Origin of the sequence: Variovorax stachyos, from assembly GCF_051400855.1 — a bacterium.
Lineage (GTDB): Bacteria > Pseudomonadota > Gammaproteobacteria > Burkholderiales > Burkholderiaceae_C > Variovorax.
The window spans coordinates 340,528-358,737 of record NZ_JBLFFN010000002.1; the positions used below are offsets into that span (position 1 = coordinate 340,528).

General features: G+C 67.6%; 19 protein-coding genes. 4 read left to right on the forward strand and 15 right to left on the reverse strand.

What is annotated here, in order from left to right; all coding sequences use genetic code 11:
* Positions 1–2: 2 nt before the first annotated feature.
* Genes ACMGEZ_RS04855 through ACMGEZ_RS04870 form a run of 4 tightly spaced genes read right to left on the reverse strand, consistent with a single transcriptional unit; the run spans position 3 to position 5,209 of the window.
* Complete coding sequence (locus ACMGEZ_RS04855; protein WP_436821113.1) at positions 3–938, reverse strand: ABC transporter permease; 936 nt, start codon at positions 936–938, stop codon at positions 3–5.
* A 22-nt stretch (positions 939–960) separates the two neighbouring features.
* A complete protein-coding gene (locus tag ACMGEZ_RS04860; protein WP_436821114.1) occupies positions 961–2,547 on the reverse strand; it encodes an ABC transporter substrate-binding protein in 1,587 nt (528 codons plus the stop codon).
* A 24-nt stretch (positions 2,548–2,571) separates the two neighbouring features.
* The gene (locus ACMGEZ_RS04865; protein ID WP_436821115.1) at positions 2,572–4,023 is read right to left on the reverse strand and encodes a M81 family metallopeptidase; all 1,452 of its coding nucleotides are present in this window, start codon (positions 4,021–4,023) and stop codon (positions 2,572–2,574) included.
* A 31-nt stretch (positions 4,024–4,054) separates the two neighbouring features.
* Positions 4,055–5,209: an NAD(P)/FAD-dependent oxidoreductase gene (locus ACMGEZ_RS04870; RefSeq protein ID WP_436821116.1), complete on the reverse strand. Its 1,155-nt coding sequence runs from the start codon at positions 5,207–5,209 to the stop codon at positions 4,055–4,057.
* Positions 5,210–5,408: 199 nt separating this feature from the next.
* Here ACMGEZ_RS04870 and ACMGEZ_RS04875 point away from each other — a divergent pair, with 199 nt between their 5' ends.
* Complete coding sequence (locus ACMGEZ_RS04875) at positions 5,409–6,134, forward strand: helix-turn-helix domain-containing protein (protein ID WP_436821117.1); 726 nt, start codon at positions 5,409–5,411, stop codon at positions 6,132–6,134.
* A gap of 78 nt (positions 6,135–6,212) precedes the next feature.
* Positions 6,213–6,677, forward strand: coding sequence for a JAB domain-containing protein (locus ACMGEZ_RS04880; RefSeq protein ID WP_436821118.1), 465 nt, complete (start codon positions 6,213–6,215; stop codon positions 6,675–6,677).
* Here ACMGEZ_RS04880 and ACMGEZ_RS04885 read toward each other — a convergent pair.
* From ACMGEZ_RS04885 to cyoA, 10 genes are all read right to left on the reverse strand, one after another.
* The gene (locus ACMGEZ_RS04885) at positions 6,672–7,520 is read right to left on the reverse strand and encodes a carotenoid oxygenase family protein (RefSeq protein ID WP_436821119.1); all 849 of its coding nucleotides are present in this window, start codon (positions 7,518–7,520) and stop codon (positions 6,672–6,674) included. The two genes, ACMGEZ_RS04880 and ACMGEZ_RS04885, sit on opposite strands and share 6 nt — an antisense overlap.
* A complete protein-coding gene (locus ACMGEZ_RS04890) occupies positions 7,514–8,119 on the reverse strand; it encodes a carotenoid oxygenase family protein (protein ID WP_436821120.1) in 606 nt (201 codons plus the stop codon). The genes ACMGEZ_RS04885 and ACMGEZ_RS04890 overlap by 7 nt, the downstream gene beginning before the upstream one ends.
* Before the next feature lie 18 nt (positions 8,120–8,137).
* Positions 8,138–8,413, reverse strand: coding sequence for a sensor histidine kinase (locus ACMGEZ_RS04895; RefSeq protein ID WP_496084674.1), 276 nt, complete (start codon positions 8,411–8,413; stop codon positions 8,138–8,140).
* Positions 8,414–8,747: 334 nt separating this feature from the next.
* On the reverse strand, positions 8,748–9,287 hold the full coding sequence (locus ACMGEZ_RS04900; protein WP_436821122.1) for a response regulator transcription factor: 540 nt from the start codon (positions 9,285–9,287) through the stop codon (positions 8,748–8,750).
* Entirely contained in the window at positions 9,277–10,572 is a 1,296-nt protein-coding gene (locus ACMGEZ_RS04905; RefSeq protein WP_436821123.1) for an ATP-binding protein, read from the reverse strand. Before ACMGEZ_RS04905 ends, ACMGEZ_RS04900 begins: the two co-directional genes overlap by 11 nt.
* Positions 10,556–11,377: an SURF1 family protein gene (locus tag ACMGEZ_RS04910; RefSeq protein ID WP_436821124.1), complete on the reverse strand. Its 822-nt coding sequence runs from the start codon at positions 11,375–11,377 to the stop codon at positions 10,556–10,558. The genes ACMGEZ_RS04905 and ACMGEZ_RS04910 overlap by 17 nt, the downstream gene beginning before the upstream one ends.
* Positions 11,374–11,781 carry a cytochrome o ubiquinol oxidase subunit IV gene (gene cyoD / locus ACMGEZ_RS04915; protein WP_436821125.1) on the reverse strand — a complete coding sequence of 136 codons (408 nt, stop codon included), beginning with the start codon at positions 11,779–11,781 and terminating at the stop codon, positions 11,374–11,376. Before cyoD ends, ACMGEZ_RS04910 begins: the two co-directional genes overlap by 4 nt.
* On the reverse strand, positions 11,778–12,419 hold the full coding sequence (gene cyoC / locus ACMGEZ_RS04920) for a cytochrome o ubiquinol oxidase subunit III (RefSeq protein ID WP_436821126.1): 642 nt from the start codon (positions 12,417–12,419) through the stop codon (positions 11,778–11,780). Before cyoC ends, cyoD begins: the two co-directional genes overlap by 4 nt.
* Positions 12,412–14,415, reverse strand: a complete 2,004-nt coding sequence (cyoB, locus tag ACMGEZ_RS04925; protein ID WP_436821127.1) for a cytochrome o ubiquinol oxidase subunit I — start codon at positions 14,413–14,415, stop codon at positions 12,412–12,414. Before cyoB ends, cyoC begins: the two co-directional genes overlap by 8 nt.
* A gap of 13 nt (positions 14,416–14,428) precedes the next feature.
* Entirely contained in the window at positions 14,429–15,487 is a 1,059-nt protein-coding gene (gene cyoA / locus ACMGEZ_RS04930) for a ubiquinol oxidase subunit II (protein ID WP_436821128.1), read from the reverse strand.
* 172 nt (positions 15,488–15,659) lie between these two features.
* Here cyoA and ACMGEZ_RS04935 point away from each other — a divergent pair, with 172 nt between their 5' ends.
* Together ACMGEZ_RS04935 and ACMGEZ_RS04940 are read left to right on the forward strand one after the other, a co-directional pair.
* A complete protein-coding gene (locus ACMGEZ_RS04935) occupies positions 15,660–17,006 on the forward strand; it encodes an MFS transporter (RefSeq protein ID WP_436821129.1) in 1,347 nt (448 codons plus the stop codon).
* Entirely contained in the window at positions 17,003–17,605 is a 603-nt protein-coding gene (locus tag ACMGEZ_RS04940) for a 2'-5' RNA ligase family protein (RefSeq protein WP_436821130.1), read from the forward strand. The genes ACMGEZ_RS04935 and ACMGEZ_RS04940 overlap by 4 nt, the downstream gene beginning before the upstream one ends.
* A gap of 24 nt (positions 17,606–17,629) precedes the next feature.
* Here ACMGEZ_RS04940 and ACMGEZ_RS04945 read toward each other — a convergent pair whose 3' ends face one another.
* Positions 17,630–18,145, reverse strand: a complete 516-nt coding sequence (locus ACMGEZ_RS04945) for a tetratricopeptide repeat protein (RefSeq protein WP_436821131.1) — start codon at positions 18,143–18,145, stop codon at positions 17,630–17,632.
* Between the last annotated feature and the right edge of the window lie 65 nt (positions 18,146–18,210).

The window sequence follows — 18,210 nt, forward strand, 5'->3', positions numbered from 1 at the left end:
GCTCAGTACTGGATGCGGGGATCGAAGAGTCGGTAGCTCAGGTCGATCAACAGGTTGATCAGCACGTACACGCCCGCCGAGATCAGGAGCACGCTCTGGATCACCGGATAGTCGTGGCGCTGCACGGAATCGATCACCAGGCGTCCGACTCCCGGGATGGCGAACACGGTTTCGGTGACCACGACGCCGCCGATCAGGAGCGCGATGCCGACGCCGACCGTGGTCGCGATCGGGATCGCGGCGTTGCGCAGCGCATGGCCCAGCACGGGCAGCACGCCGAGGCCCTTGGCACGCGCGGTGCGGATGTAGTCCTCGTGCAGCACCTCGAGCACCGTGGCGCGCGTCATGCGCGTCACCAGCGCGATATAGACCAGTGCGAGGTTCACGCAGGGCAGCACCAGCGAGCGCAGCCAGCCCACGGGGTCTTCGGCGAGGCGCACATAGCCTTGCACCGGGAACCACGGCAGCTGGATGGCAAAGGTGTAGATCAGCAGGTAGCCGACCAGGAACACCGGCACCGAGAAGGCAAGCACCGCGAAGAGCATCACCAGCCGGTCGATCCAGCTGCCTGCGCGATGCGCGGCCAGCGTGCCCAGCGGCACCGCGACCACGAGCGTGATGCCCATCGTGAGCACCGCGATCGACAGCGTCGGCTCCAGCCGTTGCGCGAGCAGTTGCGCCACCGGCACCTGCGTGAAGATCGAGGTGCCGAGGTCGCCGGTGGCGAGCTTGCCGAGCCAGATCAGGAACTGCTGCGCGAGCGGCTGGTCCAGGCCGAGCGCGGTGCGCAGCTTGGCGATGTCGTCGGCCGTGGCGAGGTCGCCCGCGATCAGCGCCGCAGGATCGCCCGGAGACAGGTGGATCAGCAGGAACACGACCACCGCCACCACCGCCATCACGGGCAGGGTGGACGCGAGGCGCCGGAGAAAGTAGCCCATGGCTGCCAGTCGCCGCAGCGGCTTACTTGTCGAGCACCCAGACCGTGGGCATGCCGGCCCACAGCTTGTCGACGCCCTTGAGGCTGGCGCGTGCGGCGAAGGCGGCCGAGTACTGGCCCGCGCTCACGTACGGCACGGCTTCATACGCCCGCTTCTGGAAGGCGTCGAGCAGTTCCTTGCGCTTGGCCGGCACCGTCTCCCGGATCCATGCGGTGCGCAGCTCGTCGAGCTGCTTGTCGCAAGGCCAGCCGGGCAGGCTGTTGCCGCACGCGGGGCTCAGGTAGGCGTTGGTGATCGGCGAGTTGACGTCGAACTCGCCGGCCACGGTGACGTACATGTTCCAGCCGCCGGCCTCGGGCGCATCGCGCTTGGCGCGGCGCGCGCCGATCGAGGCCCAGTCCATGTTCTGCATGTCGACGTTCATGCCGATGCTGCGCATCGTCTGCGCGGCCATCAGCGCCTCCGCGTTGAGGTACGTGACGTCGCTGGGCACCAGCAGCACGACCTTCTCGCCCTTGTAGCCCGCTTCGGCAAGCAACTGCTTGGCCTTGGCGATATCGGGCTTGCGGAAGGGCTCGGCGCCGGCATGCGTCTCGTTGGGGCCGCCGCAGATGAAGTAGCTCGCGCAGTAGGTCACGCGCATGTCCAGCGGGTAGCCCATGGCGGCGGTGAAGCGCTCCTGGTTCACCGCGTGCAGCAGGGCCTGGCGTGCCTTCGGGTTGTTGAAGGGCGGATGCAGCTGGTTCAGCACCAGGAAGCCTTGCCAGGCGCCCGCCGCGCCGACCTTGATGCTCTTGTCGGTGCGAAGCGGCGCGATGTAGTCCGGCGGCAACTGCTCGACCAGGTCGACCTCGCCCGCCTTGAGCGCCGCGATGGCGCTGTTGGCATCGGGCAGGTAGAGCCACTCGACCCGCTCGAAGCTGGTCTTCTTGCTGCCCGCCAGGCCGCTGGGCGGCTCGCTGCGCGCCACGTAGTTGGGGTTGCGCACGAACACGGCCTTGTTGCCCGGCACCCATTCGTCGCGTTTGAAGATGAAGGGCCCCGAGCCCAGCACCTCGGTCAGTGGCGAGGTGGCGGGCATCCTGGCCAGGCGCTCCGGCAGGATCACCGGGGGAAAGCCGGAGGGCTTCGCCAGGGCATCGAGCACCATGCCGAAGGGCTCGTTCAAAGTGAGGCTGAAGCTCTGCGCGTCGACCGCCTTCCATTGGGCACCGGCCGCGCCCATCGCGCGGCCCAGGCTGTCGCGCGCACCCCAGCGCTGCAGCGAAGCGATGACGTCGGCCGAGGTGACGGGGCTGCCATCGGAGAACTTGAGGCCCGGGCGCAGCGTGAAGCTCCACTCCTTGCCGTCCTTGGAGCTGGTGTACTTGTCGACCATCTGCGGCTTGGGCGCGCCGGTCGCGTCCTGCGCGAACAGCGTGTCGTACACCATGTAGCCGAAGTTGCGCGAGATGTAGGCGGTGGTGAAGGTCGGGTCGAGGATCTTCAGGTCGGCATGCGCCACGACCTTCAGCGTCTTGGTCTGTGCCTGCGCCTGTGCCGGCAGGCTGGTTGCCGCCAGGGTCATCGCTCCAACGGCAGCGAGGGCTGCAAGGGTGCATCGTGTCATCGTCGGTTCTCCGGTCGGTTGGATTCAGGCAGCGACGTCGAGCGGCCACTTGGGCCGCCGGACCTTGCGGTAGGGAAGGGTCGTGAGGTCCAGCGTCACGGCGCCGGGCGCGCCGGCGTAGATCACGTGCTTTGCAACCTTCGAGAAGGAGGCATAGAAGTGCTGGGACGACTTGACCAGGATGATCTTCTTCGCCGCGAGATCGCAGCCGAGCTGGGTGAAGAGGTCGGTCCCCATGGCCTGGTTGCGCAGCGTGATCAGCACGATCTCGATGCCGTTGGCCTCGACCAGTGCGCTGTCGCCCATCAGCGTGGGCGTGTTGGACAGGCCGGTCATCACCAGGTCGGGCTGCAGCGCCTTGACCGTGCAGTCGAGGTCGATCGGATCCCCCGAGAGCGGGCTGATCTTGCCGCCGATGCGCATCGGCAGCCTCGCGCCGACGCCCGCATCGAAGGCGATGCGCACGGCGATCGGGTCCCACATCGGTCCGACCGCCGCATTGCCGATGCCGCGCTCGACCAGGCGCCGCAGGATGAAGGTCGCGTCGCTCGCCGCGCCGCCGCCCGGGTTGTCGGCGCCATCGGCCAGCACCACCGGCGCGCCGTCGAAGGCGAGCGCCTCGTCGAGCGAGGCGTCGATCCCGGGGTAGTGCACGCCGAGCGCTTCGCGCATGCCGATCAGCTCGTCGCCCAGCCGGCGCGCGAGCGCATCGGCCTTCGCGCGGTCGCCGTCGGTGTAGACCAGCACCTTGGTCCCCATCTCCGGCACGTCGCCCCAGGCGAAGCCATGCGCGACGGAGATCGAGAGCACGCCGTCCTTGCCTTCCATCGACTGCACGCGGTCGACGAAGCTGCGTGCCGGCTCGCGCGATGTGTGGACGGTCACGATCATCTCGCAATCGACCATCGAGGCGACCGGCCGGATCTTGCCCTCGACCTTGGCGGCGCACAGGTCCACCAGCTCGATCGCGCGCTCGAGCACGTCGGTGTGCGGGTATTCCTTGAAGGCGATGAGCAGGTCGGCGCTGTCCACCATCTCGCGTGTCAGATGGCTGTGCGGATCGAGTTCGGCTCCGACCACGACATCGGGGCCGACGATCGCGCGCACGCGCTGCAGCAAGTCGCCTTCGCAGTCGTCGTAGCCGTCGGCCACCATGGCGCCATGCAGGCCGAGCACCACCATGTCGACCGGCAGCGCGGCGCGCAGGTCGGCGAGCAGTTCCTCGCGCAGGGTCTCGTAGGCGTGCCGGGTCGTGGTGCCGCTGGGCTGCGCGCCGGCCACCATGCCTTCGACCAGGTCCCAGCCGCGCTCCTTGCCGCGCAGCCGCGCCGCCCACAGCGGGCCGGAGAAGAAGGTCATCTGCTCCGGATGTTTTCCTGCCGGAAAGTAGCCGCGGTCCTTGAAGGATGCAAGCCCGGTGGGCATGGGTCCGAAGGTGTTGGTTTCGGTGGCGAGGGATCCGCTGAAGACACGCACGAATGGACTCCTTGTGAAGGTGGAACGAGGTTCAGGCGGCGCGGCGCCGCAGGCGTTGCGGCCCCAGCATCTCGGCCGTGAGCCCGAAGGAAGCGACATGCGCCGGCACCGGCAGCCCGCGCGCAAGCGCAGCGCAGGTCTCTCCCATGGCGGCCGAGGTCTGGATGCCGTAGCCGCCCTGCGCCGCGATCCAGAAGAAGCCGGGCGCCGCGTCGTCGAAGCCGCCGACGAGGTCGCCGTCGGCGACGAAGGACCGCAGCCCGGCCCAGGTGCGCGCGGGCCGGCGGATCGCGAGCGTGGTCGCTTCCTCGATGCGGTGGATCGCGAGCGCGATGTCCATCTCCTCCGGTTGCACGTCCTGCGGCTCGACCAGGTCGGCATTGGCGGGCGAGCCCAGCAGCATGCCGGCGTCGGGCTTGATGTACCAGTCCTCGTCGGCCCCGTAGGCCATGGGCCAGCGGCCGATGTCCGTGTCCGGCGGCGGCGCGAAGGTGAAGGCCGAGCGCCGCCGCGGCTCGATGCCGATCGGCTGCACGCCGGCGAGCCGCGCGATGGCATCGACCCAGGCCCCGGCGGCGTTGAGCACCACGGGCGCCTCGTACACGCTGCCGCCCGCTTCGACACGCCAGTGCTCGCCCGTGCGTTCGATCGCGGTCACCTCGGCATCGCAAACCAGCTTGCCGCCCGCGTGGCGCATGCCGTGCAGGTAGCCCTGGTGGATGGCATGCACGTCCATGTCGGCGGCATCGGGCTCGTAGACCGCGGCTTGCACCTGGTCGGGGCGAAGCGCCGGGATGAGCCTGCGCGCTGCGTCCCCGTCGAGGCGCTGGGCGCCGCGGGCCGTTGCCTGCAGCACTCGCCAGTGCGCTTCGAGCTGCGGCATCTGCTCGGCGTTGGCGACCATCATCGCCCCGCGTGGCGTGAGCAGCGGGTAAGCGCCGAAGCACGGCGGCGGTGCCGAGAGGAAGGCGCGGCTTGCCATCGTGAGCGCGCGCACCTGCGCCGTGCCGTAGCTTTCCATGAACAGCGCGGCCGAGCGGCCGGTGGAGTGATAGCCGGGCTGCGCCTCGCGCTCCAGCACCACGGTGCGGCCATGCGGCGCGAGCCAGTGCGCGACCGACGCGCCGGCGATGCCGCAGCCGATGACGAGGTAGTCGACTTGCACCGGGGGAGCGAGGGAAGTCATCGGATGAGGCCGTGTGGAGAGCTCGGATGCGGCGCAGTTTAGTCAGGAATTTGCGGATACGAAAAAAATTTCACCACGTCTAGGGGAAAATACCTGCACCTGTTCCCCCCGAGATTTGCGTTCACGCAATTTGCGAATACGCAACTTTCGTGCCAGAAAAAGCGGCAGAATCCGGGCACAGCCACCAGAACTTCCCGCCTTGAAAGCACACCCCGCCCACCGGCATGACGCCGAATCCAACACGCTCGACCGGGAGGCCTTCGGCAAGCGCCTGCGCACCGCGCGCAAGGCCTTCGGCTGGACCCTGGCGCAGCTGGCGGAGCTTTCGGGTGTCTCGATCACCACCATCTCGCGTGCCGAGCGCGGCCAACTCGCGCTCGGGTACGAGAACTTCGCGGCACTCGGGCGTGCACTGCAGATGGACATGAATGCGATGTTCGCGGGCGAGGGTGTCAAGCCGGCGCAGCTCGACGGACCCGTCGTCACGCGCGCGGGCGAGGGCGTGGTCTACCGCGGCCTGTCCTTCGCCTATGAATTCCTGGGCACCACGGCGGCCGGCAAGAAGATGAGCCCGGTGGTCGGCACGGTGCATGCGCGCCGCATCCACGGCCCGGAGGATTTCGCGCGCCATGCGGGCGAGGAGTTCGCCTATGTGCTCGTGGGCGAGATGGACGTGCATTTCGAGAACGGCAACGTCGTTCACCTGGCGCGCGGCGACTCGATCTACTTCGACAGCCGCATCGGCCACGCCTACGTCAGCGTCAGCCGCCAGCTCGCGAAGATCGTCGGCGTGACCTCCACGGAGAGCAGCTTCATGCAGTGGGCGCGCGCCGGCGAGCAGCGCATGGCGGATGCGCCGGCAGCGACTCCAGCGCCGGCGAGGAAGGTTGCGAGGGCGAAGCGCGGCGCTGGGCGGGCGCGGTAAGGATCGTGGACTGGAATCAGGGGCCTCCGTGAGGAACTGCATATTTGCACTGCGGGCCCGAGATGCTGCAATGCGCCGATGGACCCATGCAATCGACACGAGGATACGGAAGACGAACGCTGCATTCGACGCGCGCTCCAGATTCTGGAAGGACGGATACGAAGCGGCCCCTGTTTCGGAAATCCCGCCGCCATCCGGGACTTCCTTCGAATCCGGCTTGCGCACCGCGGCTATGAAGTCTTCGCGGTTCTATGGCTCGACGCACACCACCGGTTGATCGAATTCGACGAGATGTTTCGCGGGACCGTTTCGCAGGCGTCCGTCTATCCACGCGAGATGGTGCGGGAAGCGATCAGGCACAACGCCTGCGCGTGCATCCTCAGCCACAACCATCCGAGCGGATGCTGCCAGCCTTCGCCCGCCGACATGCTTCTGACCCACATCCTGCGGGACGCCCTGGCCATGCTGGACGTCCGCGTTCTCGACCACATCATCGTGTCGGCGACCGGCGCATTCTCGATGGCGGAGCATGACCTGTCATGAGCCCGCGCGAAACGTCCCATGGAGGCCGATTGGCAACGCATAGGGCAGCATGGCTTGCGCCACAGGCCCCTCCTGGAGTGCGCCCGCGGCGAACACCGACAGCGCTGTCTGCGCCGTCCGCAGGTTGAGTGCCGTGCCAACGATCCATCGGGCCTCTGCAGTCGGTCTTGCCGCATCCGGCGCATACACATGCTCCTCGACCATCCAGTCGTCGCCGAAGCAGTAGGACTGCGCGCTGCCATCCTCGACGTCAACGGCGGTCAACCTGTCCCAGCCCGGCAGATCGACCGGTCGTCCAGGGCTGCGGCTGACGCATAGGAGTTCTCGGTATCGGTGCCCCACCACCCGCGGGTCGACGACGGGGAACTCGGCTTCGAGCGATGCATCCATCCTGGCCGCGCAGCTTCCGTTCGGATGCAACTCGATCCAGGTCAACGACGACCCTCGCACATGCGAATACAGGCCCCGCATCACGGACCAACCATGTAGCGCCCATTGGGCGTCGTGCCCGGACATGCAGTCGAACCGGATCACGCCGTCGTCGTCCTCCCAGGCGTTGCCGATATGGGAGAAGACGGCGGGCGGCAACTCGTACCATCGCAGTGCCCATGATCGTTTGTCGACGACGAGCACGCGCGCAGGACGCCCAGGCATCCAGACGATCGACGTACCGAAGGGGCGACCCGCCTCGAGCCGCTCGACAGCCATCTCCAAAGGTGGCAGCACGAACACCAGGTGGTGGCGAGTGACAGCGAAGTCGTGGACAGGCGGCAACCGGGGAATGTCGAAGCGGCGCTGCTGCTCGACCACGCCGGTCGCCGATATTGCGTAGATGCTCAGCACGCCCGCCACCGGGTCGCAGCCGAAGTCCAGAGCCGTCCATCCGGCTCCACCTTCGGATGTGCGGAAAAGGGGCGAAGCTGCGTGGGCGCATTCCATTGCTTCAAGCCCATCGTCTCCAGCGTGTCCGGATCCAGCGCATAGGCTGAGCCGGGCTCCCACAAGGCCAGCAGTTCCTGGCCATGAGCACAAACGCTGATGTTCGCGGCGTTCATCGCGTCGACATCGATCGTGAGCTCGCTTTGAGAGGCTATGGCGGAGCCGTAAGCGCTAAACAGGACGCGGCCCGCCTCGGATTCCATCTGGTACTTCGCGGTGGCGACGTAGCGCCCCTTGTGCGACACCATTCCATCGCCGAAGGCGAAGGCCTGAATCATGCCGTCGCCGTCCCATTTGTGGGCGTAGCGCGCTTCTGCGCGCTCGTGCCGCGCCGGCCCATTGCGATAGAAGGTGCCGCGCAGTTCGCGGGGGAGCGACCCTTCCACGTTTAGCGGGCCCGAGCACAGCTGGTCCTCGTTCATGGACGCATAGGCCAGAGTCCAAGGTTTGTCGCGCGCAGCCGCGAATTTCTTCCTCAGCGCACCATTCAACCAATCCACCATGCGCCTGGCTCCTCTTGATCATTCGTTGGGCAACACCAGCAGCGCCGGTACTTGAATTCGGAACACGGATCCCAGCCCGGGCCGGCTCGACACCGCCACCGTCAACCCGAGTAGATCCGCGAAGCGCTTGACCACAGCAAGGCCCAAGCCGACGCCGCGCCCATCTTGGAACGCGGCGTCCGGCGCCTGGTGAAAGGCTTCGAAAATTCGAGCCTGCTGTTCGGGATCGATGCCGATGCCCTGGTCCCACACCTCGATGGCGATGCCGCCCGCTCGCCGGCGCGCAGCCACCACGACGCGGGCGCCGCCGCATCGCACACTCTGGCACTCAGCTCAGGATGGATCTTGGCGATCAATGCCTTCGTCGCTTCCGCGACAAAAGGATGATCCTCGACGATCAATACCTCTTTCATGTCCGTTCCCTGTCGCGCGCTGTTGCGCGTCTGTTGATGTTCTTGCGAGGCCAGGAAGTCCGCTGCAGCCTGGAGGGTCATCGAGCGGAATCTGGCGGCGCAATGTAGCAAATGCCTTGGGCCGTGTCATCCGGCTTCGTTCGCCACACGCTTGCCTTGGCGTGTCTACCGCCCCAGTCTTCACCGAAGGGATGAGAGGGCATTGCGCCCACCCGCTACTTGACCTGCCGCTTCCCCAGCTTCCGCGCCAGCGTCCGCCGATGCATGCCCAGTCTCCGCGCCGCCTCGGAGATGTTGAAGCCCGTCTCGGCCAGCACCTCGTGGATGCGCTCCCATTCCAGCGTCTTGATCGAGGTGGAGCGCTCGGTGAGCGCGACCTCGGCATCGCCCTGCGCCCGGCCGAACGCAGCCTCGATGTCGTCGGTGTTGGAGGGCTTGGCCAAATAGTGGCAGGCACCCAGCTTGATGGCCTCGACGGCAGTGGCGATGCTGGCGTAGCCGGTGAGCACGACGATCAGCATCGTGGCGTCGTGCTGGTGCAGCATCTGCACGCAGGCCAGGCCCGAGGCGCCGCCGGCGAGTTTGAGGTCCACCACCGCATAGCCGGGGGAATGGTCCTGCAGCAGCGCCGTCACCTGCTCGGCGCTGGCAGCCACGAGCACCTGGTAGCCGCGGCGCTCGAAGGAGCGGCTCAGCGTGCGTGCGAAGGCGGCGTCGTCCTCGACGATCAGCAGCAGCCGTTGCTCAGCTTCCATGGCGCGGCATCTCCTCCAGGGTCAGTGCGGCCAGCGGCAGGCGCAGGGTCACGGCCGCGCCGCCTTCGGGGCGGTTCTCGGCCGACACGCTGCCGCCCAGCGTGCGCGCGACGTTGACGACCAGGAACAGGCCCAGCCCGCCGCCGGGCCGGCCCTTGCTCGACTGGTAGGGCTTGCCGAGCTGCGCCAGCATCTCGGGGGCGAAGCCGGGGCCGGTGTCGCTCACGGTCAGGCGCAGCCAGTCGCCTTCGCGCGCGGCCTCCAGGCCGACCCAGCGGGGCGAGGCCTCCAGCGCGTTGTCGAGCACGTTGTAGAGGGTCTGCTTCAAGGCCGAATCCGACACGATGGCGACATCGTCGCCGAACACGTTGGAATAGGCCAGCGCATCGGCCGAGCGCGTGGCGCGCCATTCGGCCACCAGCTCGTCGAGGAAGGCGTTGACGGTGGTGTGCGCCGGCGCCTCGCCGCGCGCCTCGCCGGCCGACAGCAGGATGCCGCTGACGATGGCCTTGCAGCGCGCAACCTGCGCCTGCATCTCCTCGATCTCCTGCCGCAGCTCGGGCTCGGCGGCGAAGGGCTGCATGCGCTGCCAGTCGCCCAGGATCACTGCCAGCGTGGCCAGCGGCGTGCCGAGCTCGTGCGCCGCGCCGGTGGCCAGCAGGCCCATGCGCACGATGTGCTCCTCCTCGGCGGCGCGCTGGCGCAGGCCGGCCAGGCGGGCGTCGCGCGCGCGCAGGTTGCGGTTGATGCGGGCGATGAAGATGGACAGCAGGGCGGCATTCAGCGCGAAGCAGACCAGCAGGCCCTGGATGTAGGGGCTGGCGAGGCCGCGGCCGTTTTCCGGCGGGATCTCCAGCGGCCGATGGAACAGGATCAATCCGACGAAGCAGGCCACCGTGACGCCGATCAGCGTGCGCGAGTAACCCGGCCCCAGCAGCACCGCGCCCAGGCAGACCTGCAGCAGGAAGAGAAAGATGAAGGGGTTGGTGACGCCGCCGCTCAGGTAGAGCTGCACGGTGAGCGTGCCGACGTCGGCCAGCAGCGCGACGAAGAGCTCCAGGTCGGTCACGTCCTCGTTGCGGTCCCAGCGCCACAGGCTGACCAGGTTGAAGATGGTGAGGAAGCCCAGCGCCCCGAGCATCGGTCCCAGCGGCAGCCGGATGCCCAAGCCGAAGTGCACGACCAGGATGGTCGCGACCTGGCCGACCACCGCGATCCAGCGCAGCTGGATCAGCTGCTGCATGTTCTTCAGGCCGGTGCCGTCGGCTTCAGTCCGCGGCTGCATCGTGCGTTGCGTCTGCGGCGCCGGTCGCGCCGGGTGCCTGCGCCCGGCGCAGGCGGGGCTCGGCGCGTGCCACCAGCCAGGCGGCCAGCGCGACCCCCAGGGCCAGGCCGAACCAGGTGAGGGCGTAGACCAGGTGGTTGTTGTGGAAGGCGATCACCGTCAGGCCGCCCACCGGCCATTGCGGCTCGGCGCCCGGGGGCTGCGGCGGGGCGGCATCCTCGTCCACGAAGAAAGGGGCGACCTCCGCCAGCCCGCGTGCCGCCGCGATGGCTTGCACGTCGCGCGAGAACCAGCGGTCGGCCGCTGGATCGTTGCGGCGCAGGAAGCCGCCGCCGGGTTCGCTGATGCGCAGCAGCCCGGTGAGGCGGACAACGCCCGCGGGCTCGTTGCCGCTGCGCGTGGCGCGCTCGCGGCGCTCGTGCGGCACGTAGCCGCGATTGACAAGTACCACGCCTTGCGCGGTGCGCAGCGGCGCCAGCACCCAGTAGCCGGGACCCAGCCGGGTCGAGGCCTGCACCAGGGCCTCGCGCTCATGGAGGAAAACACCTTCGAGCCGCACGTGCCGGTATTCGTGTTCGGCCGCGTTGATGCGCGGCCACTCGGCGGGCGGCGGGGCGTCCGCCGGCGGGGCATGCACGCGCGCCTCGACGCGCTCGATCAGTGCCAGCTTCCATGTCCGCCGCTCGAGCTGCCAGGCACCCAGCGCCGCGAACAGTGCGAAAAGAAGAACGCCGGCGAAGGCGAGCAGCGCCAGCGCCGGCGTGGAACGCGGTCCCCGGGTCAGGTCGGGCGGCGTGTCGCTCAAGGCATGTTGCGCATCTCGTGCATGGATGCCGGCATCATGTTGTGGTTGAGGTGGAACATCACCCACAGCGAGCCGCTGAGCGTGATCACCACCAGCACGATGGTGAAGATCAGCGCCAGCATGTTCCAGCCGCCTTCGGAGCGCGCATTGAGGTGCAGGAAGTAGATCATGTGGACCACAATCTGCACGGCCGCGAACCCCAGGATCACGAAGGCGGTGGTGCCCGGGCTTTCGAAGACCTTGCCCATCACCAGCCAGAAGGGGATGGCCGTGAGGATCACCGACAGGACGAAGCCCGTGAGGTAGCCCTTGGCGCTGATGTGCAGGCCGTGGTCGTCGTCATCGTCGTGACCGTGACCATGGGCGTGACCGTGGTGCTCGTCGTGATGCTGCGGCGCGCTCATCGCAGGCTCCCCATCAGGTAGACAAAGGTGAAGACGCCGATCCACACGACGTCCAGGAAGTGCCAGAACATCGAAAGGCAGAAGAGGCGCCGCTTGTTCTCGGCGATCAGGCCGTGCTTGCCGACCTGGATCATCAGCGTGATGAGCCAGATGATGCCGAAGGTGACGTGCAGGCCGTGCGTGCCCACCAGCGTGAAGAAGGCCGACAGGAAGGCGCTGCGCTGCGGCCCCGCACCCTGGTGCAGCAGGTGGGAAAACTCGTAGAGCTCGATGCCGATGAAGCCCGCGCCCAAGAGGCCGGTGACGGCCAGCCAGAGCAGCGTGCCGCCCTTGCGCTTCTTCAGCATCTCCAGCATCGCGAAGCCGTAGGTGATGGAGGACAGCAGCAGCAGCGCGGTGTTGACCGCCACCAGCGGCAGGTCGAACAGATCGGCGCCCGAAGGACCCGCCGCGTAGCTGCGGCCCAGCACGCCGTACATGGCGAACAGGCAGGCGAACACCAGGCAGTCGCTCATCAGGTAGAGCCAGAAGCCCAGCAGCGTGCCGTTCTGCGGGTGGTGCTCCTCGGTCACGAGGAACACCGGACGGTCCGCCAAGCGGGCCGCGACAGGGGTGGAGGGAGCGGTGATCTCAGGCATGGCCGGCCAGCAGTCGGGTGCGCGCCGCTTCCGTGCGGATGACTTCGTCCGCGGGGATGTGGTAGTCGCGCTTGTAGTTGAAGGTGTGGACGATGGTCGCGAGGATGAGCACGACGAAGGACACGCCGGCGATCAGCCACATGTGCCAGATCAGCGCAAAACCCATCACCGCGCTGATCACCGACAGCACGAAGCCCGCGGCGGTGTTCTTCGGCATGTGGATGGGCGCGAAGCCCTCCACCGGCCGCTGGTAGCCACGCTGCTTCATGTCCCACCAGGCATCGTTGTCATGGATGCGCGGGGTGAAGGCGAAGTTGTAGGCCGGCGGCGGCGAGGAGGTCGACCACTCCAGCGTGCGGCCGTTCCACGGGTCGCCGGTGGTGTCGCGCAGCGACTCGCGGCGCATGAAGCTCACCACCAGCTGGATGAGGAAGCTCAGGATGCCCAGCGCGATCAGGAAGGCGCCGAAGGCCGCGATCTGGAACCAGATCTGCAGCGAAGGGTCTTCGATGTAGCTGAGGCGCCGCGTCACGCCCATCAGCCCCAGCGCGTACAGCGGCATGAAGGCGAAGTAGAAGCCCACCAGCCAGAACCAGAAGGCGCACTTGCCCCAGAACGGGTCGAGCTTGAAGCCGAAGGCCTTGGGGAACCAGTAGGTGATCGCGGCGAAGGCGCCGAACACCACGCCGCCGATGATCACGTTGTGGAAGTGCGCGATCAGGAACAGGCTGTTGTGCAGCACGAAGTCGGCCGGCGGCACGGCCAGCAGCACGCCCGTCATCCCGCCGATCACGAAGGTCACCATGAAGCCGATGGTCCACAGCATCGGCACCTCGTACTTGATGCGGCCGTGATACATCGTGAACAGCCAGTTGAAGATCTTGGCCCCCGTCGGGATCGAGATGATCATCGTGGTGATGCCGAAGAAGGAGTTGACGCTCGCGCCCGAACCCATCGTGAAGAAGTGGTGCAGCCACACCAGGTACGACAGGATGGTGATCACCACCGTCGCGTACACCATCGAGGCATAGCCGAACAGGCGCTTGCGGCTGAAGGTCGACACGATCTCGGAGAAGGCCCCGAAGATCGGCAGGATCAGGATGTACACCTCCGGATGGCCCCAGATCCAGATGAGGTTGACGTACATCATCGGGTTGCCGCCGAGCTCGTTGGTGAAGAAGTTCGTGCCGACGTAGCGGTCCATCGACAGCAGTGCCAGCACGGCGGTCAGTACCGGGAAGGCGGCGACGATCAGCACGTTGGTGCACAGCGCGGTCCAGGTGAAGACCGGCATCTTCATCAGGCTCATGCCGGGAGCGCGCATCTTGACGATGGTCGCGATCAGGTTCACCCCCGAGAGCAAGGTCCCGACCCCCGCGATCTGCAATGACCATATGTAGTAATCCACCCCCACGTCCGGGCTGTAGAGGATGCCCGACAGCGGCGGATAGGCCAGCCAGCCGGTCTTGGCGAACTCGCCGATGAACAGCGACGCCATCACCAGCATCGCGCCCATGGTCGTCATCCAGAAGCTGAAGTTGTTGAGGAAGGGGAAGGCCACGTCGCGCGCGCCGATCTGCAGCGGCACCACGTAGTTCATGAGGCCGGTGACCAGCGGCATGGCGACGAAGAAGATCATGATCACGCCGTGCGCCGTGAAGATCTGGTCGTAGTGGTGCGGCGGCAGGTAGCCCGCGTTGTCGCCGAAGGCGATGGCCTGCTGCAGCCGCATCATGATCGCGTCGGCGAAGCCGCGCAGCAGCATCACCAGCCCCAGCACGATGTACATCACGCCGATCTTCTTGTGGTCGATGCTGGTGATCCAGTCGCGCCAGAGCGTGCCCCAGGCGCGGTAGTAGCTCATCGCGCCCACGATGCCGAGGCCGCCCAGCACCACGGCAGCGAAGGTCGCCACCAGGATGGGCTCGTGGTAGGGGAAGGCCTCCCAGGTGAGGCGGCCGAAGATCAACTTCGTCAGGTCGGGGGTGTCGGGCATCGCGGTTGCGGGGTTACTGGATCGTGATGCGCGCGGGCAGCGGCGCGCCGGTCGGGTTGTCGGCCGTGCAGAGCTCGGTGGCGACGGTGCGCATCGGCAGCCCCTGCTCGCCGCGCGGCACTGCGGTGAGGGCCTGGGGCGAGAGGCCGGCCTTGCCGGCGCCGCCGGTGGCATCGACGGCCATCATCTGCCGCATGCACATCTTGCCGGGCTCCACGCAGCGGTTGAGGATGGCGTCGTACAGCCCCGGCGCGACGCTCGCGTAGCGGCGTACCGGCTCGCGCTCGCTCGGGCGCTCGAGCTTCAGGTAGTCGTCGCGGCTGAGCGTCTTGCCTTCGGCCTTGGCCTTCTGCACCCAGCTCTCGAACTCGGCACCCTGCACGCCGTGGAACTTGAAGCGCATGCCCGAGAAGCCGGCGCCGCTGTAGTTGGCCGAGAAACCGTCGTACACGCCGGGCTGGTTGATGACCGCGTGCAGCTTGGTTTCCATGCCGGGCATCGCATAGATCTGGCCGGCCAGCGCGGGCACGTAGAAGGAGTTCATGACCGAGGAGGCGGTGATCTTGAACTGGATCGGCCGGTCCACCGGCGCGGCCATTTCGTTCACGGTCGCGATGCCCTGTTCAGGGTAGAAGAAGAGCCACTTCCAGTCGAGCGCGACCACCTCGACCACCAGCGGCTGCGCGCCCTCGGGCACCTTGCGGCCTTCGGCGATGCGGTCCAGCGGGCGGTAGGGGTCCAGCGTGTGGGTGCTGATCCAGGTCAGCGCGCCGAGCGCGATGATGATCAGCAGCGGGGCGGCCCAGATCACCAGCTCGAGCTGGGTGGAATGGTCCCAGTCGGGCTTGTAGGTCGCCTCGGTGTTGGACTGGCGGTAGCGCCATGCGAACAGCAGCGTCAGCGCGATCACCGGCACGATGATCAGCAGCATCAGCAGGGTGGAGATCACGACCAGCCGGCCCTGCTGGGCGGCGATGTCCCCCGACGGATTCAGCACCACCATGTTGCAGCCCGCCAGCAGCAGGGCGAGAACGAGCAGGGCCGACCGGCGGAGGATGGGTAGGAGTGACATGCCAGGATGGGATGAGAAGCACGCAGCGCGGGAAAACGCGGATGGCCAATGCGCGCAAAATGTATCCCCATCGGGGGCGCTTGGCGATTGGACGTTTTGTCCTATGGCGCAAAACTGCATCTGATGCGACCCTGAAGGCTCTTGCAAGGCTCCCTGAATCCATAGCACCGCGATGTCCAGCATCAGTCACACCCATCCCGAACCCTCGTCCGACGCCCTCGAGAGGGACGCCCGGCTCATCACCGCCGACCATTCCAAGGTCGCGCCCGGCGAGATCGCCGTCGGCGTGGTCATCGGCCGCGCGTCCGAGTATTTCGACTTCTTCGTCTACGGCATCGCTTCGGTGCTGGTCTTCCCGGCCCTGTTCTTTCCCTTCGAGCAGCGGCTGGAGGGCACACTTTACGCCTTCGTCATCTTCTCGTTCGCATTCATCGCGCGGCCCATCGGCACGGTGATCTCGATGCACGTGCAGCGCCGCTGGGGGCGCGCCACCAAGCTCACCATGGCGCTGTTCCTGCTGGGCACTTCCACGGTCGGCATCGCCTTCCTGCCGGGCTACGAGAGCGCGGGGGCGCTGTCCATCGTGCTGCTGTCGATCTTCCGCGTCGGCCAGGGCCTGGCGCTCGGCGGCTCGTGGGACGGCCTGCCTTCGCTGCTCGCGATGAACGCGCCGCCGAACCGGCGCGGCTGGTACTCGATGCTGGGCCAGCTCGGCGCGCCGCTGGGCTTCGTGGTGGCCAGCGGCCTGTTCGCGTTCCTGTGGGCCAGCCTGTCCTTCGACGATTTCCTCGCATGGGGCTGGCGCTATGCCTTCTTCGTGGCCTTCGCGATCAACGTCGTGGCGCTGTTCGCGCGCCTTCGGCTGGTGGTCACGCACGAGTACGAGCAGCTGATGGAAGAGGGCGAGCTCGAGCCCACCAGCGTGATCGAACTGGTGCGCACCCAGGGCGGCAACCTGCTGATCGGCGCCTTCGCAGCCCTCGCGAGCTACGCGCTGTTTCATCTGGTCACGGTGTTCCCGCTGTCGTGGATCCGGCTCTACTCGGACCAGTCCATCACCGAGTTCCTCATGATCCAGATTGCCGGTGCCTTCCTCGCGGCGGGCGGCATCGTCGCTTCGGGCTGGATCGCCGACCGCGTGGGCCGGCGCCGCACCCTGGGCACCCTGGCCGTGATGATCGCCGTCTTCAGCGGCTTCGCGCCGACGCTGCTGGGCGGCGGCACCCTGGGCCAGGACGTGTTCATGCTGGTCGGCTTCGTGCTGCTGGGCCTTTCCTACGGCCAGGCCTCCGGCACCGTGACCGCCAATTTCGCCCGCAAGTACCGCTACACCGGCGCCGCGCTGACCGCGGATCTGGCCTGGCTCATCGGCGCGGCTTTCGCGCCGCTGGTGGCGCTGGGCCTGTCGGCCAATTTCGGGCTGGCCTACGTCAGCGTCTACCTGCTGTCGGGTGCCGCCTGCACGCTGGCGGCGCTGAGCATCAACCGTGCGCTGGAGGCGCGCGGCGACGAGTCGTGACACCTGGGCGCGGCGCGCAGCAGCCCTCGCTGGAGGGCGTCGCGCCCGCGCCGCCGAACACCGACCGGCTGTTCTTCGCGCTGCTGCCGGATGCACCGGCCATCGCCCGCATCGAGCGCTTGATCGCGGACCTGCGCCACGACCATGGACTGAAGGGCAGGGCCCTCGGCACCTCGCGCTTCCACGTCACGCTGCTCCACCTGGGCGCCTTCCCGGGCCTGCCCCGGGAGCTGATCGATGCGGCCTGCGCGGCGGCCCAGGCGCTCGCGGTCATCCCCACGTTCAAGGTCGGCTTCGACCGCGTGGGCAGTTTCTCCCGCAGGCCGAGCAACATGCCGCTGGTGCTGCTGGGCGAGGAAGGCGTGATCGCCGCAAAGGCATTCCGGCAGACCCTGTGCAAGGCGATGGCGCGGGCCGGGGAAGACGACGGCGGTGCCGCCCAATACACGCCGCACCTGACGCTGCTGTACGACGACACCCATGTGGCCCGGCGCGCGATCGAGCCGATCACCTGGACCGTGAACGAGTTCGTGCTGGTGCGAAGCCTGATCGGCCAGGGCCGGCACGAGGTGCTGGCGCGCTGGCCCCTGCACGGCTGAGCGGAGCCTTTGCGCGAGATCCGTTCACTGCGCAGCGCGCGCGCTGCCTTGCGCGGACTCCCCGGGGTCCGGCACGTACTTGCCGGCGGCCTTGTAGCGCGCGATCGCCTGGGCCAGCCGGTCCTGCTCGAGGCAGGCGTTGTTGCAGACCAGCTTCAATGTCGTCAGCCGCTGCTCGGCTTTCGGCAGATTACCCAGCACCAGGTAGAGCTCGCCTGAATACGAGAGGGCGCCCCGGTGGCTCGGCTCGATGCGCAGGGCGGCGTCGTAGAAGCGCTCGGCCGCCACGTAGTCCGGCTTCTTCGCCTTGCGGTGGCTGAAGCCCATCAGGTTGTTCCAGTCGGCATCGTTGGGGGCATCCACGCCCTGCAGCTCGGCGATGGCACCTTTCCAGTCCTTGGCCTCGATCAGCGCCCGGGCATTGGCAAGGCGGATCGAGGAGGGCAGGGAGGCCGAATCGATGGCCTGCGCCGGCGGCGTCTGCAGCGCGAGCGTGACGAGAACGGCGACGGCGGCGAGGTGGATGATCCTGGTGAACATGGCGTGATCCGATCGAGGGCGAGGAAGGCGTTGAGGCCGAGGATAGGCAGCGCCGCCCGCGTGGT

What these genes read in the sequence shown, in the direction of transcription:
- ACMGEZ_RS04855 (WP_436821113.1), bottom strand. Translation starts at nt 938, where the DNA reads ATGGGCTACTTTCTCCGGCGCCTCGCGTCCACCCTGCCCGTGATGGCG.
- ACMGEZ_RS04870 (WP_436821116.1), bottom strand. Translation starts at nt 5,209, where the DNA reads ATGACTTCCCTCGCTCCCCCGGTGCAAGTCGACTACCTCGTCATCGGC.
- ACMGEZ_RS04900 (WP_436821122.1), bottom strand. Translation starts at nt 9,287, where the DNA reads ATGGAAGCTGAGCAACGGCTGCTGCTGATCGTCGAGGACGACGCCGCC.
- ACMGEZ_RS04880 (WP_436821118.1), top strand. Translation starts at nt 6,213, where the DNA reads ATGGACCCATGCAATCGACACGAGGATACGGAAGACGAACGCTGCATT.
- cyoD (WP_436821125.1), bottom strand. Translation starts at nt 11,781, where the DNA reads ATGAGCGCGCCGCAGCATCACGACGAGCACCACGGTCACGCCCATGGT.
- ACMGEZ_RS04905 (WP_436821123.1), bottom strand. Translation starts at nt 10,572, where the DNA reads ATGCAGCCGCGGACTGAAGCCGACGGCACCGGCCTGAAGAACATGCAG.
- ACMGEZ_RS04935 (WP_436821129.1), top strand. Translation starts at nt 15,660, where the DNA reads ATGTCCAGCATCAGTCACACCCATCCCGAACCCTCGTCCGACGCCCTC.
- ACMGEZ_RS04945 (WP_436821131.1), bottom strand. Translation starts at nt 18,145, where the DNA reads ATGTTCACCAGGATCATCCACCTCGCCGCCGTCGCCGTTCTCGTCACG.
- ACMGEZ_RS04890 (WP_436821120.1), bottom strand. Translation starts at nt 8,119, where the DNA reads ATGGTGGATTGGTTGAATGGTGCGCTGAGGAAGAAATTCGCGGCTGCG.
- cyoC (WP_436821126.1), bottom strand. Translation starts at nt 12,419, where the DNA reads ATGCCTGAGATCACCGCTCCCTCCACCCCTGTCGCGGCCCGCTTGGCG.
- cyoB (WP_436821127.1), bottom strand. Translation starts at nt 14,415, where the DNA reads ATGCCCGACACCCCCGACCTGACGAAGTTGATCTTCGGCCGCCTCACC.
- ACMGEZ_RS04860 (WP_436821114.1), bottom strand. Translation starts at nt 2,547, where the DNA reads ATGACACGATGCACCCTTGCAGCCCTCGCTGCCGTTGGAGCGATGACC.
- cyoA (WP_436821128.1), bottom strand. Translation starts at nt 15,487, where the DNA reads ATGTCACTCCTACCCATCCTCCGCCGGTCGGCCCTGCTCGTTCTCGCC.